General features: G+C 71.8%; 19 protein-coding genes. 5 read left to right on the top strand and 14 right to left on the bottom strand.

Annotation, left to right across the window (positions count from 1 at the left end; all coding sequences use genetic code 11):
- Positions 1-98: 98 nt before the first annotated feature.
- Positions 99-485 (bottom strand): DUF2267 domain-containing protein, encoded by a 387-nt coding sequence (locus tag AB0B14_RS02480; RefSeq protein ID WP_357520788.1) that lies wholly within the window; start codon positions 483-485, stop codon positions 99-101.
- 166 nt (positions 486-651) lie between these two features.
- On the opposite strand from AB0B14_RS02480, the gene AB0B14_RS02475 reads away from it, so the two are divergent.
- The 4 genes from AB0B14_RS02475 to AB0B14_RS02460 all read left to right on the top strand — a co-directional run bounded on the left by AB0B14_RS02475 (position 652) and on the right by AB0B14_RS02460 (position 3139).
- Positions 652-1035 (top strand): nuclear transport factor 2 family protein, encoded by a 384-nt coding sequence (locus tag AB0B14_RS02475; protein WP_357520786.1) that lies wholly within the window; start codon positions 652-654, stop codon positions 1033-1035.
- Positions 1036-1064: 29 nt separating this feature from the next.
- Positions 1065-1901, top strand: coding sequence for an SDR family NAD(P)-dependent oxidoreductase (locus AB0B14_RS02470; protein ID WP_357520784.1), 837 nt, complete (start codon positions 1065-1067; stop codon positions 1899-1901).
- A gap of 335 nt (positions 1902-2236) precedes the next feature.
- The gene (locus AB0B14_RS02465) at positions 2237-2656 is read left to right on the top strand and encodes an ATP-binding protein (protein WP_357063642.1); all 420 of its coding nucleotides are present in this window, start codon (positions 2237-2239) and stop codon (positions 2654-2656) included.
- Positions 2657-2761: 105 nt separating this feature from the next.
- Positions 2762-3139: a nuclear transport factor 2 family protein gene (locus AB0B14_RS02460; RefSeq protein WP_357520782.1), complete on the top strand. Its 378-nt coding sequence runs from the start codon at positions 2762-2764 to the stop codon at positions 3137-3139.
- 6 nt (positions 3140-3145) lie between these two features.
- Here the strand turns inward: AB0B14_RS02460 and AB0B14_RS02455 are convergent, their stop codons facing one another.
- The 11 genes from AB0B14_RS02455 to AB0B14_RS02405 all read right to left on the bottom strand — a co-directional run bounded on the left by AB0B14_RS02455 (position 3146) and on the right by AB0B14_RS02405 (position 13086).
- On the bottom strand, positions 3146-3667 hold the full coding sequence (locus tag AB0B14_RS02455; protein WP_357063648.1) for an SUKH-4 family immunity protein: 522 nt from the start codon (positions 3665-3667) through the stop codon (positions 3146-3148).
- A gap of 107 nt (positions 3668-3774) precedes the next feature.
- The gene (locus AB0B14_RS02450; protein ID WP_357520890.1) at positions 3775-4548 is read right to left on the bottom strand and encodes a nucleotidyltransferase domain-containing protein; all 774 of its coding nucleotides are present in this window, start codon (positions 4546-4548) and stop codon (positions 3775-3777) included.
- Between the two features lie 5 nt (positions 4549-4553).
- A complete protein-coding gene (locus AB0B14_RS02445; RefSeq protein ID WP_357063650.1) occupies positions 4554-5252 on the bottom strand; it encodes a nucleotidyltransferase domain-containing protein in 699 nt (232 codons plus the stop codon).
- Between the two features lie 147 nt (positions 5253-5399).
- A complete protein-coding gene (locus AB0B14_RS02440) occupies positions 5400-5870 on the bottom strand; it encodes a molybdenum cofactor biosysynthesis protein (RefSeq protein ID WP_357063653.1) in 471 nt (156 codons plus the stop codon).
- Between the two features lie 226 nt (positions 5871-6096).
- Positions 6097-6717, bottom strand: coding sequence for a hypothetical protein (locus tag AB0B14_RS02435; RefSeq protein ID WP_357520779.1), 621 nt, complete (start codon positions 6715-6717; stop codon positions 6097-6099).
- Positions 6718-6734: 17 nt separating this feature from the next.
- Complete coding sequence (gene urtE / locus AB0B14_RS02430) at positions 6735-7430, bottom strand: urea ABC transporter ATP-binding subunit UrtE (protein ID WP_357520777.1); 696 nt, start codon at positions 7428-7430, stop codon at positions 6735-6737.
- The gene (gene urtD, locus AB0B14_RS02425; RefSeq protein ID WP_357063661.1) at positions 7427-8203 is read right to left on the bottom strand and encodes an urea ABC transporter ATP-binding protein UrtD; all 777 of its coding nucleotides are present in this window, start codon (positions 8201-8203) and stop codon (positions 7427-7429) included. Before urtD ends, urtE begins: the two co-directional genes overlap by 4 nt.
- Positions 8200-9387 (bottom strand): urea ABC transporter permease subunit UrtC, encoded by a 1188-nt coding sequence (gene urtC, locus AB0B14_RS02420; protein WP_357520775.1) that lies wholly within the window; start codon positions 9385-9387, stop codon positions 8200-8202. The genes urtD and urtC overlap by 4 nt, the downstream gene beginning before the upstream one ends.
- On the bottom strand, positions 9384-10367 hold the full coding sequence (urtB, locus tag AB0B14_RS02415; RefSeq protein ID WP_357520773.1) for an urea ABC transporter permease subunit UrtB: 984 nt from the start codon (positions 10365-10367) through the stop codon (positions 9384-9386). Before urtB ends, urtC begins: the two co-directional genes overlap by 4 nt.
- Entirely contained in the window at positions 10346-11590 is a 1245-nt protein-coding gene (urtA, locus tag AB0B14_RS02410; RefSeq protein WP_357063669.1) for an urea ABC transporter substrate-binding protein, read from the bottom strand. The genes urtB and urtA overlap by 22 nt, the downstream gene beginning before the upstream one ends.
- Before the next feature lie 413 nt (positions 11591-12003).
- The gene (locus AB0B14_RS02405; protein ID WP_357063671.1) at positions 12004-13086 is read right to left on the bottom strand and encodes a substrate-binding domain-containing protein; all 1083 of its coding nucleotides are present in this window, start codon (positions 13084-13086) and stop codon (positions 12004-12006) included.
- Between the two features lie 96 nt (positions 13087-13182).
- Between AB0B14_RS02405 and AB0B14_RS02400 the strand changes: the two genes are divergently transcribed.
- Complete coding sequence (locus tag AB0B14_RS02400) at positions 13183-13662, top strand: MarR family winged helix-turn-helix transcriptional regulator (RefSeq protein WP_357520772.1); 480 nt, start codon at positions 13183-13185, stop codon at positions 13660-13662.
- A 238-nt stretch (positions 13663-13900) separates the two neighbouring features.
- On the opposite strand, the gene AB0B14_RS02395 is transcribed toward AB0B14_RS02400, so the two are convergent.
- Together AB0B14_RS02395 and ureG are read right to left on the bottom strand one after the other, a co-directional pair.
- A complete protein-coding gene (locus tag AB0B14_RS02395) occupies positions 13901-14617 on the bottom strand; it encodes an urease accessory protein UreD (protein WP_357520770.1) in 717 nt (238 codons plus the stop codon).
- Complete coding sequence (gene ureG, locus AB0B14_RS02390; protein WP_357520888.1) at positions 14617-15369, bottom strand: urease accessory protein UreG; 753 nt, start codon at positions 15367-15369, stop codon at positions 14617-14619. The genes AB0B14_RS02395 and ureG overlap by 1 nt, the downstream gene beginning before the upstream one ends.
- Positions 15370-15372 lie beyond the last annotated feature (3 nt).

Genomic DNA, 15372 nt, shown 5'->3' with positions numbered 1-15372 from the left:
CGTTCAAACGGTCACGCACAGTAGAGCCGGCATGGCGCCCGGCACGCCAGGGACCGAACGGTCATCGATACCTGGGCGTCCGGCCGTACCCGCGTGGGTCAGGGGCCGTGCGGCAGTGGCTGGGCCAGCGCCCGCAGATCCGACGGGAGTTGGGCCAGGGCGTCCTCGAACTCCCGGTGCCCGACCACCCGGTGCATCGTCTGCAGGACCGCCCGGGCACCCCGCTCGGCGGCGGGTCGGTCGATCCCGGCGCGGTCGGCCACCCGGCGCAGAAACTCGTCGTAACCGAACGCCTCGGGCGGCTCCGCGCCCTTGACCAGCAGCGGGCTCAGCTCGTCGGCCAGGTGGGGGGCCAGCGCGCCCGCCTCACCACCACTGAGACGCTCGGTGAGGGTCCGCAGAACAGCCTCGGTCAGTGGGCGCGCCTGCTCCGGCGGAATGCCCGCCCGCGCGGCAACCTTGTCGACGAACCCCAGCTCGGCCATGCCCCCGCCCTTCACTTCGGAAAGGCGTGCCTACCCCGGCCGACCGGTGGCAAACCCCGCCCGCCGACCTGGACGCCCACCGGCCCCACGGCCGGTGAGCCCTCGTCGCGCGCCCGCCCGGTCGTTCTGTTCGTTGCTCCGCGCGGGACGGTCCCCTTCTCGTACGGTGAGATCGGACCGGGAACCCGACGGCGGCGGTGTGCCACAGGAGGAGCAGATGGCGGTGGACCTACCCGACGTGCTCGACAGGTACTTCCGGGCCATCAACGACCGGGACCTGGATGCCTTCGTCGCCTGCTTCGCGGACACCGCGAGCGTCGCCGACGAGGACCGGCTCTACGACGGACGGGCCTCCATCCGCGCCTGGCGACAGAAGACGATGGATGCCTACTCGTACACCGCCGAGCCGGTGCGTGTCACACCGCAGGCGGGCGACTCGTACCTGGTCCTCACCCGGGTGTCCGGCAACTTCCCCGGCAGCCCGATCGAGCTGCGCTACCGGTTCACTCTGCGCGACGACCTGGTCGGCGCTCTGGACATCCGCCCGTAGCAGCCGCCCACCCGCCAGGAGGAGACCACGTGCCGCGAGTCTGGCTCATCACCGGTTGTTCCCGGGGTCTCGGTCGGGCGCTCGCCGAGGCCGTGCTGGCCGACGGCGACCACCTGGTCGCCACCGCCCGCAACCCGGCCCAGCTCGACGCCCTGCGCGACAGGTACGGCGACCAGGTCAGGACGGTGGCCCTCGACGTCACCGACGCCGCGGCCGCCCACGCCGTCGCCCGCACCACCGTGGACACGTTCGGCAGCCTGGACATCCTCGTCAACAACGCCGGGTACGCCGACGTCGCCGCGATCGAGGACATGCCGGAGGACAACTTCCGGGCCCAGATCGAGGCCAACTTCTACGGGGTGGTCAATCTCTCCCGCGCGGCCCTGCCCGCGATGCGCGACCAGGGGCACGGGCACATCCTGCAGATCTCCAGCGTCGGCAGCCGGGTCGCCAGCACCGGCCTGGGCGCGTACCAGTCCGCCAAGTGGGCGGTCAGCGGCTTCTCCGGTGTGCTCGCCAAGGAGGTCGAGGGGTTCGGGATCCGGATCACCAGCGTCGAGCCGGGCGCGTTGCGGACCGACTGGGCCGGCTCGTCGATGAGCATGTTGCCGATCAGCGACCCGTACCGTCCGGTCATCGATCCGGCCGTGCAGCGGCTGCGCCAGGCCAGCGGCAACCAACCGGGCGACCCGGCCCGTGCCGCCCAGGTAATCATCCGGATCACCCAGGTCGACGACCCGCCCCTGCGGCTGCTGCTCGGCGCCGACGCCGTGGCGGGCGCCACGGCCGCCGCCGAGGCCCTGGCCGCGTCCGACGCGCGGTGGCGCGAGCTGAGCGAGTCCATCGCCTTCGACCCGGCCCCCTGACCGACGCGGCCCTTCCGACCGACGCGCCCCTTCCGACCGACGCGGCCGTACAACCGACGCGGCCTTCCGACCGACGCGGCCCCGGACCGACACCCGGCGCCCCGACCGACGCGGCGACCGGGCCGGGGTACGGGCCGGTGTGTCCGTGCGTCGCCGGATCGACCGCCGAACGGGCGGGACGGCCATTGGGCCAACAGGTGACATGATGTGTGAACAAACAGCTGTCGCTAGGAGAAGGGTTGCTGCTGCCCGATGGCGCACTTCGCGGCTCGCACGTCCACCGCACCCGGGTCGGTCGTGGTGCGGCTCACCGGCGACCCGCGGATGGTGGGCTGATGCCGCCCGAGCGACCGGAGGCCGTCGCCGAGCAGAGCGTCCCCGCCGGCCTCGCGGACACCATGTCGTACCGGGTCGCGACGGACGTGCGGGCGCTGCGCGCGTTCGTCAGCGTCGGGGCGCTGGCCCGGGGTCTGCCGGCGGAGCGGGTGGAGCTGCTGACGCTCGCGGTCAGCGAGCTGGCCACCAACACGTTGCAGCACACCACCGGCGGCGGCCGGGTCCGGCTCTGGGCCGAGTCGGGCCAGTTGTTCTGCGACGTCGTCGACCGGGGGCCGACGCGGGCGTTCGGCCGGGGCATGCCGGCCGCCGACGCGATACGGGGGCGCGGGCTGGCGATCGTGGAGCAGGTCTGCGACGAGGTCGCCGTGCTCACCCGTCCCGGCGAGACCGTCGTACGGATTCGCCTGAGCCTGTGAACACCGCCGGCGATCCACCCGCTGCCGGCCACGCCGGCTGTCACAATGCGGACAGCCCCGGGCCGACGGTGACGCCGGGCCGACACCGATCGGGAGGACGGCACGATGCCGGACAGCGCACGCGAGGCGGAGTTGCTCGATGCCGAGCGGACCCTGCAGAACGCCCAGCGGGCCGGCGACGTGGCCGCCCTCGACCAGTTGCTCGTCGACCAGCTGATCGCCATCGGCCCGGACGGCCGTGCCTACACCAAGCAGGATGACCTGGCCGCCCACCGGGACCGTCGCTCGGTGGTGCAGGAGCTGGTCGAGGAGGAGTTGGACCTGCTCGTGGTCGGCAAGACCGGTGTGACGTTCTTCCTGGGCCGGGTGTCCGGCGTGTTCGAGGGGGCGGCGTTCGCGGCGCGCCTGCGCTACACCCGGACCTGGGTCCACGACGACCCACACGGCTGGCGGGTCCTCGCCGCACACGTCAGCCCGGTCTGATCCGGGTCAGGCCCCGTCGTCGACGTCGAGCAGGCCCTGCTCGTCGAGGAACGCGAACCACCTGTCGTCGGCGGGGGTCAGCTCGGCATAACCCGGGCCGAGCACGTAGTAGTCCACGAAGGACCCGAGGTCGGGGGCGAGCTCCTCGAACGCGTCGGACATGAACCACTCGGTGCCGGTCGGTGGGAAATACCAGATGGCGCCCGTGCCACGGTCCATGAAGATGGGCTCGTCGCTGCGGGTGCCGATCACCAGCCAGCCCGCCCGGTCCTGCGGGATCGAGGAGAAGTCCGGCGCGTAGTCGAGGTGGTACTGGACTCCCGCGAGGGTCGCCGTGCTCGCCAACTCGACCCGACCGGCGCGCAGCCCGTCGGCGACCAGCAGCAGATCCCGCAGGTCGTCCGGCAACCCGACCGGAACGGCGTCGATGGCGGCACCCTCGCCGAACTCGGCGAACGCCACGCTCGCCGGCTGGTCGGCCAGGTCCACCCGCAGCTCCTCGATGAGCTGCCGCAGCTCGGGGATCAATCCACCACCTCTGTTCGCCTCAGGTCCGTCCGGTCGGCCCGGATCTGCCCTCAGCTCCGCGAACCGGTGCGCGTGTTGGTTCTACCACGCACCGGCCCGCGGGGGCGTCACCTCGCCGAATCGGCCAACCTGGCCGCCACCACCAGGTCGTTGAGCCGCGCCACCCCGGCGGGTCGCTCGGGCAGCCGGGTGTCGTCTTGCGCCTGGTCGAGCCGTGCCGTCAGCTCGGCGAGGTCACCATCCAGGACCGAGCCGGCGACGAGGTCGCCCAGCCCGCCGTGTTCGGCGGCCCGCTTCGCGGCGATCAGGTCGGCCAGGTACGCCGGCGCCGGCGCGGCGTCGAGCAGGCTCGGCAGGTGCGCCACCACCCGACCGGTACGCATCAGGTGCACGCCGGTGAGCAGCGCCCGGAACGCGTACAGCAGTGGTTTGAGCTCGCCGCTAATGCCGAACAACCGTCGCTGGGTGGCGGCGAAGCCACGGTAGTGGTGGGCGTGGTGCCGGGTCAGCACCAGCGGCGCCAGCTCGACAAGCGCCGCGTGCACCGGGGTGCTCCGCACGACCAGCGGTGACAGCAGCTGTTCCAGCACATAGCCGTTGCGACCCAGCATCAGCCGCACGAACTTGCGCAGGTCGTGCGTGACCAGGTCCAGCTCCACGCCGTCGCGGTCGGCCATCACCGTACGCGTCTCGGCCGGCTGCGCCAGCCCGATCACCTCCTCGACCGGAAGCAGGTGCGCGCCGCGCAGGTCGACGTCCGAGTCGGTGGACGGGAACCCGTACAGGTGGGCGCCGGAGACGGTCGCGAACACCAGCGGGTACGGCTGCTCGTCGACGACTGCCGCCAGGTCGATGCCGGCCGGCAGACCCGCGGACCCCAAGGTGCTCACGCCGCGCACCGCACCGAACGGTCCCGAACCGAGACCAGCCACTGTTCCACCCTCGCCTCGTCGGGCCGCTCGGGTAACGGGCTGGTGGCGAGGGCCTCCGTCATGCGGCTGACCAGCCGGTCACGCCAGGCGACGACCTCGTCCCAGGGCACCGCACCGGCCTTGACCGCCAGCAGACGGTCCCGGTCGGTGCCCACGTCCACCACCAGCCGGCCGGTGCGGACCAGGTCACCCCCGGCGGTCAGCAGGCGGATCAGGTGCATGACGTGCCGCCACACCGGCGCGCCGGAGCGGGCGATCCCACGCTCGGCCTTGCCGAACTGGGCGGTGGCGTAGCGCAGGTAGGTGTCGGCCACCCGCCGGGACAGGAAGGCCGGCGTGAGCGCCCGCAGCTCCGCGCCCAGTGGGGTGCACGTCTCGACCAGCGGAGAGTGCAGCACCTCCAGGACCGTGGGGTTGGCCGCCAACCCCAGCACGCAGACCCGCTCCACCTCCCACCGCATCTGCTCCGGCAGCGGCCCCTCGTGGTGCGACGCGGGTTTCCGCAGCCCCCAGAAGGCCGAGGCGGGTAACGCGTACACCCCGCGCCGATCGGTGTCCGAGGCCTCGCCGGCCAGGCCGAACGCCCGGGAACCCACGACGACCTGCAGGATCGTCAGGTCGTCGATCTGCTGATCGGTAGGCGGTTGCTCCATTGCGGCTTCCCCCGGGCGCTGCGTGGCCGCCCGACCGGGCGGTGTCCGGTGCACACCATGCCGGTCCCAGGGCGCCGCCGTCGAGTTGTTTCCTCAGCTCACCACGGCGCCTCAGCTCACCACGGCGCCTCAGCTCACCACGGCGCCTCAGCTCACCACGGCGTCGATCGGGCCGACGCGCAGGGTCCCGTCGTTGAGTGGCGTGCAGCGGATGCCACCGGTGGTGCGTAACGCCTTCCAGGCCCCCGGGCCGATGGTGACGTCCATCCAGGCGCAGGGCCGGGCCGCCCGGTTGACCCGCAGGCTGACCGGGCCGTCTCCGGAGTCCAGGACCAGCACCCTGCCGATCAGCTCGTCCACCGCGATGCCGGTGGTGAGGATGTTGCGCCGCACCTCGGCCAGGCCGAAGCCGACCGGCAGTGACTCCTGGGCGATGACCGTGACGCTGGCGTCGCGGTGCGCCTGTTGGCCGAAGTACCTGTCGCCGACGATGCCGAGGTGGGCCCGGATCCGGACGGCGTCGACCAGCTCACCGGGTGGGGCCGGCGCCGGGCCGTCGGCGGGCCGGCCCAGGAAGCGGTGCACGGGCGAGGCCAGCAACTCGACGATCTCCGGCATGGCAGGGATTCTACGAACCGAACCGGGTCCGGCGGGCCAGGTCGGCGGATGACCCGCTGGGGACGGCGGCGCGCCCCGCCCTCCCGGCGCATCCGCGGGTGCAGAGCAAAGGGGCCACGGCCTGCGCCACCGTCCCGGCGCATCCGCGGGTGCAGAGCAAAGGGCCACGGCCTACGCCGCTCTCCCGGCGCATCCGCGGGTGCAGGGCAAAGGGGCCACAACCGGTTCAGGCAGGTGTGCCGGTGACGGTGAGGTCGCGCAACCGGCCCACGTTGTCGAACGAGCCGAACCCCACCCGCCCGGAGCCGAACGTGGTGTCCGTCGCGGTCATCAGCGGGTCGGGGTGCCCGTCGACGTGGACGGCGATCTCGCCGCTGGCCGGCAGGTGCGCCACCCGCACGCGGTGCCAGTCGGCGTCGGTGATCGCCGGGTCCGCGCCACGGGAGTGACCGTTCCACTGGTGGTCGATGCGGACCCGGTCGGCGTTGTCGACAGTGAAGATGCCGTTGTGCGGGTAGATCGTGTTGTCGGTGCAGAGGTGGGCGTAGTAGAACTCGGTGTCCGAACGCCAACCGAAGACGATGATCACGTCCCGGTTGGTGACCTCCACCGGGGTGTCCAGTCGTACCCACGCGTCGATCTCGGCCGACGACCAGGCCGGGCCGGCGGTCAGCACGGCGTACTCGAAGGGTCGGCGCGGCCCCGGCCTGCTCTCGCCGGCCTCGGCGAGGACGACCTGGTCGTGGGTGAACTGCCACCTGGTCGGGGTGACCGGCGCCCAGTTCGACGCGCCGGCGGTGCGGCGCAGGGTGGTGCCGCCGACGTCGAACTCCCGGGTGCCGCTCACCGTCCAGATCCTGCCACTCAGACCGCCAGGGCCGCCCGGACCTCCCGTTCCGCCGTGACACCCCCGTCGCCGTGCGAGGTGACCCGGCCGGACTCCAGCACGTGGTAGCGGTTCGCCACCCGCAACGCGAAGCCCAGGTGCTGCTCCACGAGCAGCACACTGAACCCGGACTGCCGGGTCAGCTCGACGATCCGTTCCTGAATCTCGGCGACCACCGACGGTTGGATGCCCTCGGTCGGCTCGTCGAGCATCAGCAACCTCGGCCTGGTGATCAGTGCGCGAGCGATGGCCAGTTGCTGGCGTTGGCCGCCGGAGAGCAGCCCGGCCCGCCGCCGCAGCAGCGGGCGCAACGCCGGAAACAGGTCCAGCACCTCCGCGGTGGCCACCGCACCGTCGCGCCGCCCGTCGGCGACGAGCCGCAGATTCTCCGCGGCGGTCAGGTGCGGGAAGCTCTGCTGGCCCTGCGGGACGTACGCCATGCCCCGCGCCACCCGCTCGTGCGGCCCGAGACGGGTGACGTCCTCGCCGTCCAGCTCGATGGTGCCGGCACTCGGGCGCAGCAGCCCGGCTGCGACCCGCAGCAGGGTGCTCTTGCCGGCGCCGTTGTGGCCGAGCACGGCGGCCACCCCGTCGGGCGGGACGGTGAGGTCCACCCCGTGCAGCACCCGAGAGCGCCCGTACCCGGCGTGCACCCCGCGCAGCGTCAGCATCATGCCTCCAGGACCGTGGGGGCCGACCCGGCGTCGACCGGGTGGCCAAGGTAGACCTCCTGCACACGCGGGTCCGCCTGGACCTGCGCCACCGTGCCCTCGCTGAGCACCCGACCGGCGTGCAACACGGTGACGGTGCGCGCGAAACGACGCAGGAAGTCCATGTCGTGCTCGATCACCACCACCGTGCGGTCCCGGCTCACCGTCTCCAGCAGGGCACCCGTGGCGTCGCGTTCCTCGTGGCTCATCCCGGCGACCGGCTCGTCGAGCAGCAGCAGCCGGACATCCTGCACCAGCAGCATGCCGATCTCCAGCCACTGCTTCTGGCCGTGCGCGAGCGTCCCGGCGAGGTGCCCGGCCCGCCCGGCCAGCCCGATGGTCTCCAGTGCCGCGGCCACCTCGTCCGGGATGCCCCGGCGACGACGCGCCAGGGTCGCCCAGCTGCGACGGGCACCCGCCGCGATGTCGAGGTTCTGCAGGACCGACAGCTCCTCGAAGACCGTCGAGGTCTGGAAGGTGCGCCCGATGCCCAACCGGCTGATCCGGTGCACCGGGCGGCCCAGCAGCTCGTGCTCGCCGAACCGGACCGAGCCGGTGGCCCGGACCAGGCCGGTGATCGCGTCGACCAGGGTGGTCTTGCCGGCGCCGTTGGGCCCGATCAGGAACCGGATGTCACCGGCGGGCACCTCCAACGAGACCCCGTCGACGGCGGTGAACCCGTCGAAGCTGACCCGCACGTCACGGACGGACAACCCGTCCAGCCGCTCGTCACTCATGCCGCCGGCACCTCCGCCCGCCCGTCGCGTCGTCGAGTAAATGGCGACCACCGGCGGCGTGCCGGTTCCGCGCCGCCGTCGCGGCGGCGGGCCAGCGCCCACAGCGACGCCAGGCCGCCAGGCAGGAACGCCACCACCACCACGAAGAGCAGACCCTGCAGGTACGTCCAGGTGCCGGGAAAACGTTCCGACAGCGCGGTACGCGCCCAGGCCACCGCCACCGCGCCGAGCACCGGGCCGAGCAGGGTGGCCCGGCCGCCCACCGCCACCCCGATGACGAACTCGATCGACGGGACGATGCCGATCAACGCCGGCGAGATGATGCCCACCGCCGGCACGAACAGCGCCCCGGCCAGCCCCGCCATGCCGGCCGCGACGACGTACGCGACGAGCTTGACCGACGCCGGGTCGTAGCCGAGGAAACGGACCCGCTCCTCACCGTCGCGGACCGCCACCAGCAGCTCCCCGTAGCGGCTCTGGATGAGTTGGCGGGTCAGCGCGAGCAACGCCAGCAGCGTGCCGGCGATGATGAAGTAGACCATCCGCTGGTTGACCGGGTCGTCGAGGTTGTAGCCGAAGAAGCCCTTGATGTCGGTCAACCCGTTGGTGCCACCCGTGGTGCCCTGCTGCCCGATCAGCAGGATCACCATCGCCGCCGCGAGCGCCTGGCTGAGGATCGCGAAGTACGCGCCCCGGACCCGACGACGGAACACCAGCGACCCGAGTCCGAACGCGACAGCCATCGGCAGCAGCACCGTCGCGGGCAGCGCGAACCACGGGCTGGCGAACGGCCGCCACCACAGCGGCAGTTCGTCGAGCTGCCCGTACAGCTGCATGAAGTCGGGCATCCCACCCGGGCCCGTGTCGGCGAGCTTGAGGTGCATGGCCATCGCGTAGCCACCGAGGCCGAAGAAGACGCCCTGGCCGAGGGTGAGCATCCCGCCCCGGCCCCAGGCGATCCCGATGCCGACCGCCACCATGGCGACGCAGAGGTACTTGGCGAGCAGGGCCAGCCGGAAGTCCGACAGCACCAGCGGCGCCACGGCGAACAGCAGGGCCGCACCGAACGCGAACCCGGCCGCTGTCCGCAGCCGGGAGCGGCGCGCGGGCGGGCCCGGTGGTTCGGCGCCGGCGGGTGCCGGGTGGACGGCGGTGCTGGGTGGCACGGGGGTGACGGCGGTCATGCGAGGCTCCTGGTCCGCAGGGTGAACAGGCCCTGTGGCCGCCACTGGAGGAACGCGACGATCGCCACGAACACGATCACCTTGGCGACGCTGAGGGTGGTCAGGTACTCCCCGGTGGCCTGGAGCACGCCGAGGGCGAAGGCGACGATCACACTGCCCTTGAGCTGGCCAATCCCGCCGACCACGACGACCAGGAAGGCGTCGATGATCAGGTTGGTGCCCATGGTGGGGCCGATCGGGCCGAGCAGGGTGAGCGCCACTCCGGCGAGCCCGGCCAGACCGGAGCCGATGAAGAAGGTCGTCCGGTCGACCCGGGCGGTCGGGATGCCGGACACCGCGGCGAGGTCGCGGTTCTGCACGACCGCCCGAATGCGACGCCCGAGCGGGGTGAGCCGCAGTGCCAGGGTGAGCGCCGCGACCGCGGCCAACGCCAGGGCCAGGATGAACAGCCGGTTGTTGGCGATGGTCAGCCCACCGGGCAGCGCCACGTTGCCGGTCAGCAGGTCGGGAGCACGGGTCTGTACGTTCGGGCTGCCGAAGACGTCGCGGGCCAGTTGCTGCAGCATCAGCGACACACCCCAGGTGACCAGCAGGGTGTCCAGTGGCCGGGCGTAGAGCCGGCGGATGAGCAGCATCTCCAGCAGGACGCCCATGGTGCCGGCGACCACGAACGCCACCGGCAGCGCGACCACCAGTGACAGGCCGGCACCGGTGATGCTCTGTTGCAGGACATATGTGGTGTACGCGCCGGCCATGATGAACTCACCGTGCGCCATGTTGATCACGTTCATCTGGCCGAAGGTCAGCGCGAGGCCGAGAGCGATGAGCAGCAGCACCGCGCCGATGCTGATGCCGGTGAAGAGTTGACCGAAGAGGACTGTCACGGTGGGTACTCCGTACTGCTGGTCGGGTGGCCCGGGCGGACCGCGCGGCAACGCGCCCGCCCGGGCCGGCATCGTCAGCTCAGGCCACTCGCCCACGGATAGGTCTTGAGGTACGGGTCCGGCTGCACCGGCTTGCCGGAGTTCCACACCTCGGTGATCAGACCGTCCGCGCCGATCTTGCCGATCCGGGCGGTCTTGGCGATGTGTTGGGTCGGTCCGTCGACAGTGACCGTGCCCTCCGGCGCGTCGAAGGTGATCCCCCCGGACGCGGTGCGGACCTTCTCCACGTCGAAGGCGCCGGCCTTCTCGACCATCGCCTTCCACAGGTGCACCGCCACGTACGCGGCCTCCATCGGGTCACTCGTCGGCTTGTCCGCCCCGTACTTGGCCTTGTACGCGGCCACGAACTTCGAGTTCGCCGCACCGGGCGTGGTCTGGTAGTAGTTCCAGGCGGTCAGCTGACCCTCCAGGTACTGGGTGCCGATGCCCTTGACCTCCTCCTCGGCGATCGACACCGACACCACCGGCATCGCGGTGGCGGTCAGGCCCGCCGACTTGTACTCCTTGAAGAAGGCCACGTTGCTGTCGCCGTTGAGGGTGTTGAACACGGCGTCGGCACCGGACGACTTGACCTTGTTGACGATCGTGCCGAACTCGGTGGACCCGAGCGGCGCGTAGTCCTCGCCGGACACGGTCATCCCGTTGGCGGCCGCGTACGCCTTGATGATTTTGTTGGCCGTCCGGGGAAACACATAGTCACTGCCGACCAGATAGACCGATTTCGCACCCTGCGCCTTGAGGTAGTCGAGCCCGGGAACGATCTGCTGGTTGGTCGTCGCGCCGGTGTAGAAGATGTAGGGCGACTGTTCGAGTCCCTCGTACTGCACGGGGTAGAACAACAACGCCTTGTTTTTCTCGAAAACCGGCTTGACCGCCTTGCGGCTGGCCGAGGTCCAGCAGCCGAAGACGGCGGCGACCCGGTCCTCGGAGATGAGCTTCTCCGCCTTCTCCGCGAAGGTGGGCCAGTCCGAGGCGCCGTCCTCACCGACCGGCTGGATCTTCTTGCCGAGGACGCCGCCGGCCGCGTTGATCTCGTCGACGGCGAGCATGATGGAGTCGCGGACGGTGACCTCGCTGATCGCCATGGTGCCGGAGAGCGAGTTGAGCAGGCCGACCTTGACGGTGGAGCCGGAGACGTCGGCGGTGACGCCAGTCGCGCTTCCCGCGTCGGTGGTCTTGCTGCCGCACGCGGTCATCGCGGCCGCGGCGACCAGGGTCATGGCACCCGCCAGGATGCGGCGGCCCCGGAATAATGACATCAATTCTCCCCTGCGGTGCGCTCAAGTGGCGAATGGACGGTCGGTGCGGTCCGGTGGATCTGAGGTGGGCGATGCCGCGGTCGACGGGTGGACGCCACCGGGGCACCGCAGCGGATACGGGCAGGGAAAGCGTCGACCGGGATCATTGCGATCGTGTTTCCCGGCCCTTAATTGAGTGTTTCCCGCCGGCCGCGCGACACGGTCAGCAAAAAACGGCCGACGCCGTCAGGGAAAGACGGTGTCGGCCGCTGGAAATCTCGGAAAAATTGCCACCACAATGGTCGGCGAATGCTTTCGCCGATCGGGGACACACATTGGTGGTGGCTGCCCGCAGGGGCAGATCCTTCACGCAGGAAGTATCTTAGGGCCGCAGCGGGTACGGCTGTCAAGGCTCACGTCGGCCCCGCCGCCGATCAGAGCTGAGCGAGCACGGTGAAGTCGAGCCCGTCTGCCTCGGCGAGGTAGATGCGCTGACGTACGTGCCGCCGACGCAGCCGCAACCGCCCGCGGGGCCCGTGGTACGCCACGGTGTCGGCGGCCGTCTCGATGGCCCGCACGTCGAGGGTGCGGGCCTGGCCGATCAGCGCGGCGAGCAGCATCACGCCCTCGTAGCAGGACTCCCCCAGGCTGCCCAGCGGCGGCGCCTCGATGCCGAAACGACTGGCGAACTCGCCGTGGAAGTCGAGGTTCTCCTGGGTCACCAGCCCGGCGAAGAAGCCCGCGGTGCTGTACAGCCGCCGGGTCGCGCCGGCACCGCTGGCCAGCAGCATGTTCTCGTCCATCAGGGTGCTCAGCCGCAGACACCGCTGGTCCAGCCCGGATCGGGCGAACGCCCGGTTGAACCGCACCGCGTCCGCACCGACCAGCAGCATCACCACCGCGTCGGCGTCGCTGTGCTCGATGCGGCGCAGCACCTCGTCGAAGTCGTGCGCGTCCAACGGCAGAAAGTGCTGGCCCACCACCTGCCCGCCGCACCGCAGCGCGTACCGCTGGGCCGCCCGCGCCGTACGACGCGGCCACACGTAGTCGTTGCCGACCACGAACCAGCGACGCACCCGCTGCTCGCCGGCGAGCAGCCGCATCGCCGGCCACAGTTGGGCATCCGGCGTCTCGCTGGTCAGGAAGACCCCCTCGGTACGCTCACCGCCCTCGTAGAGTGCGGTGTAGACGTACGGCACCCGATGCGCGACGCGGGGCGCCAGCGCCTGGCGCACCGACGAGATGTGCCACCCCGTCACACCCTGCACGGCCCCCACCGACACCAGTGCCTCGACCTCGGCGGCCACCTCGGCCGGCGGCGCACCGCCGTCGACCGGCACCAGCCGCACCTCCCGGCCCAGCACCCCGCCACACCTGTTGATCTCCTCGACCGCGAGTTGCGCACACAGCTCGCAGGTCGGGCCGAACATGCCGGCCGGCCCGCGCATCGGGTAGACCAGGGCGATGCTGACCACGGCACGGTCGACGGTCAGCCACGGCGGTGCCGGCGCGGACATGTGCACATGATTGCCCGGCCCACGACGGAAGGCCAGAGCTCACCACGGACCGGGACGACTGGGTAGCATGACAGAGCCACCGGACCAGGGAGTTCCATGTCAGATGTGCCCGGGGCGCCAGCTGACCTGCTGCGCTCGCTCACCCGCGCCGAACGGCTGCTCTCCCGCCGGCTGGGCGCCGTCCTGGCCGACGACGCGCTGACCATCGAGGCGTGGCGGGTGCTCTGCCTGCTCGCCGACGGCCAGGGCCACCCGATGAGCGAGGTGTCCGCCGAGGCCTCACTGCCTCCCGGCACTCTCACCAAGCTTGTCGACCAGTTGGTCGACCGCAACCTCGTCTTCCGCCGGATCGATCCGATCGACCGCCGACGAATCCGGGCGTACCTGACCGCTCGTGGCCGCCGCGAGCACGCCCGCCTGGACGAGCGGGTCCGCGCCAGCCTCGCCGAGCTGGGCATCCCGGAGCCGGGGGTGCCACCGACCGCCAACCTCGTACACCAGCTCGACGACCTGATCGGCCGCCTCGACCCGGCCCGGCAGCGGGAGCACGCCGACGCGGCCAGCCCACACCGCTGACCCGCCCCCGCTCCCCGGTCTCCGCGCACCCCGGCCTTCCGGCTCCGGGCGTTCGGCACGGCCTTGAGCGCGGCCCGCCCCCCACACCGCAGAGAGCGTGATGCCGGTGAGTCATCATGATGACTCACCGGCATCACGCTCTCCAGCGTTCCCGCCGGTCCGGCACCGTCGTTCTGGGCACCAACCTGGCCTCGGGAGCGGCCTCACTGGTGGCAGCACACGGCCCGGCCGCGCCTCCCTAGACGGTCAGGTGGGCGCGCAGGGTGTGCGCGTCCGGAGCGGTGGCGGTGCACAGTGTCGCCGGACCGCCGGCCAGCGGCAGCCGGGCGACACTGCCCTCGGCGGTCGGAGGCGCGGTGGGCCGCGACGGGTCGACCACCAGCAGTGAGCCGGTGGCCGGTGCACCGTCGAGCACGGCGGGTCCGGCCCAGCCGGGTGCCTGCGGTCCCACGGCCAGGGACTGCCGCAGCAACGGCCGGCCCGCGTAGTCGACCTGGGTGTGCACGACCGCCCCGCCGGGCGTCTCGCCGTACCGGCCGCAGATCAGCTCGTCGCGCCAGCGCAGGCTCGCCCCGGCGGCCAGGTCGATCCGGGACTCGGCGAGGTGCGCGCAGCCGGCCGCGGCGACCAACTGTTCGGGAAGCCAATGCAACGTCGCCCCGGTACGCACCACCGCCCGCACCGCCATCCGGGACACCGCACCCGGCCGGCCCGGCAGGGCGATCGACGCGGCGACGGTGTGCACCCGGACCGCCGCCCCCGGTCCCACCTCGATGTCCAGCCGTAGATCGTCCCCGGCGATCGGGCCGGCCGCCCCGCCGACGAGGTGCACCGTGGCGAAGCCAGCGTCGGTCGGGGTCTGGCGCAGCAGCAGCGGCGTTTCGCCGTGCAACTCCACGAGCACCGTCCCGCCCCGACCGTCGGCCCGGGCGACCAGCCGGGCGAGCGCTCGCATCAGACGGGACCGACCGGTACGGCGAGGGGGTGCGCGGTGGCGTGGTGGGCCAACTCGTGCCGGATCCACTCGGCGACCCGGCTCGCCGTCGGGTCTCCCACGATGGACAGGAAGATGGTCGGGAGGTCGCCACGTCGGGCTCGCGCGTCGCGATCCATCACGGCCAGGTCCGCCCCCACCATCGGCGCCAGGTCGGTCTTGTTGATCACGAGGAGGTCGGCGGCGGTGACGCCGGGCCCGCCCTTGCGCGGCACCTTGTCCCCTCCGGCCACGTCGACCACGAAGATCTGCCGGTCGACGAGCCCCCGACTGAACGTCGCGGTCAGGTTGTCCCCACCGCTCTCCACCAGGACCAGATCCAACGGGCCGACGGCGTCGGCCAACTCGTCCACCGCGTCCAGGTTGGCGCCGATGTCGTCGCGGATGGCCGTGTGCGGGCAGCAGCCCGTCTCCACCGCGCGGATCCGGGCCGGATCCAGCACTCCGGCCCGCCGCAGGAAGTCGGCGTCCTCGGTCGTGTAGATGTCGTTGGTCACCACGCCGAGCCGCAGCTCGTCGGCGAAGGCACGACAGAGCGCGGCCACCAGGGCCGTCTTGCCGGACCCGACCGGGCCGCCGATGCCGACCCGCAGGGCACGACCCGCCCGGGCCAGCGGCGGGTGCGGGTCGACCCCCGGTTCGGGGTGGGTGTGCGGGACGCTCTCGTCGTGGAACGGGTCGGCCGGCGGCGTGGTCGGCTCGACGGCGGGCACAGC

It is taken from the genome of Micromonospora sp. NPDC049171 (assembly GCF_040648275.1).
Classification (GTDB): Bacteria; Actinomycetota; Actinomycetes; order Mycobacteriales; family Micromonosporaceae; genus Micromonospora.
The sequence above is the reverse complement of the archived record's forward strand: the minus strand, read 5'-3'. Positions and strand labels throughout refer to the sequence as shown.

Bases quoted from the DNA above. Each gene is read 5' to 3' on its own strand.
- AB0B14_RS02395 (WP_357520770.1), bottom strand. From the start codon at position 14,617: ATGCGAGCGCTCGCCCGGCTGGTCGCCCGGGCCGACGGTCGGGGCGGG.
- AB0B14_RS02465 (WP_357063642.1), top strand. From the start codon at position 2,237: ATGCCGCCCGAGCGACCGGAGGCCGTCGCCGAGCAGAGCGTCCCCGCC.
- urtC (WP_357520775.1), bottom strand. From the start codon at position 9,387: ATGACCGCCGTCACCCCCGTGCCACCCAGCACCGCCGTCCACCCGGCA.
- AB0B14_RS02440 (WP_357063653.1), bottom strand. From the start codon at position 5,870: ATGCCGGAGATCGTCGAGTTGCTGGCCTCGCCCGTGCACCGCTTCCTG.
- urtD (WP_357063661.1), bottom strand. From the start codon at position 8,203: ATGAGTGACGAGCGGCTGGACGGGTTGTCCGTCCGTGACGTGCGGGTC.
- AB0B14_RS02400 (WP_357520772.1), top strand. From the start codon at position 13,183: ATGTCAGATGTGCCCGGGGCGCCAGCTGACCTGCTGCGCTCGCTCACC.
- AB0B14_RS02480 (WP_357520788.1), bottom strand. From the start codon at position 485: ATGGCCGAGCTGGGGTTCGTCGACAAGGTTGCCGCGCGGGCGGGCATT.
- urtE (WP_357520777.1), bottom strand. From the start codon at position 7,430: ATGATGCTGACGCTGCGCGGGGTGCACGCCGGGTACGGGCGCTCTCGG.
- AB0B14_RS02405 (WP_357063671.1), bottom strand. From the start codon at position 13,086: ATGTCCGCGCCGGCACCGCCGTGGCTGACCGTCGACCGTGCCGTGGTC.
- AB0B14_RS02445 (WP_357063650.1), bottom strand. From the start codon at position 5,252: ATGGAGCAACCGCCTACCGATCAGCAGATCGACGACCTGACGATCCTG.
- urtA (WP_357063669.1), bottom strand. From the start codon at position 11,590: ATGTCATTATTCCGGGGCCGCCGCATCCTGGCGGGTGCCATGACCCTG.
- AB0B14_RS02460 (WP_357520782.1), top strand. From the start codon at position 2,762: ATGCCGGACAGCGCACGCGAGGCGGAGTTGCTCGATGCCGAGCGGACC.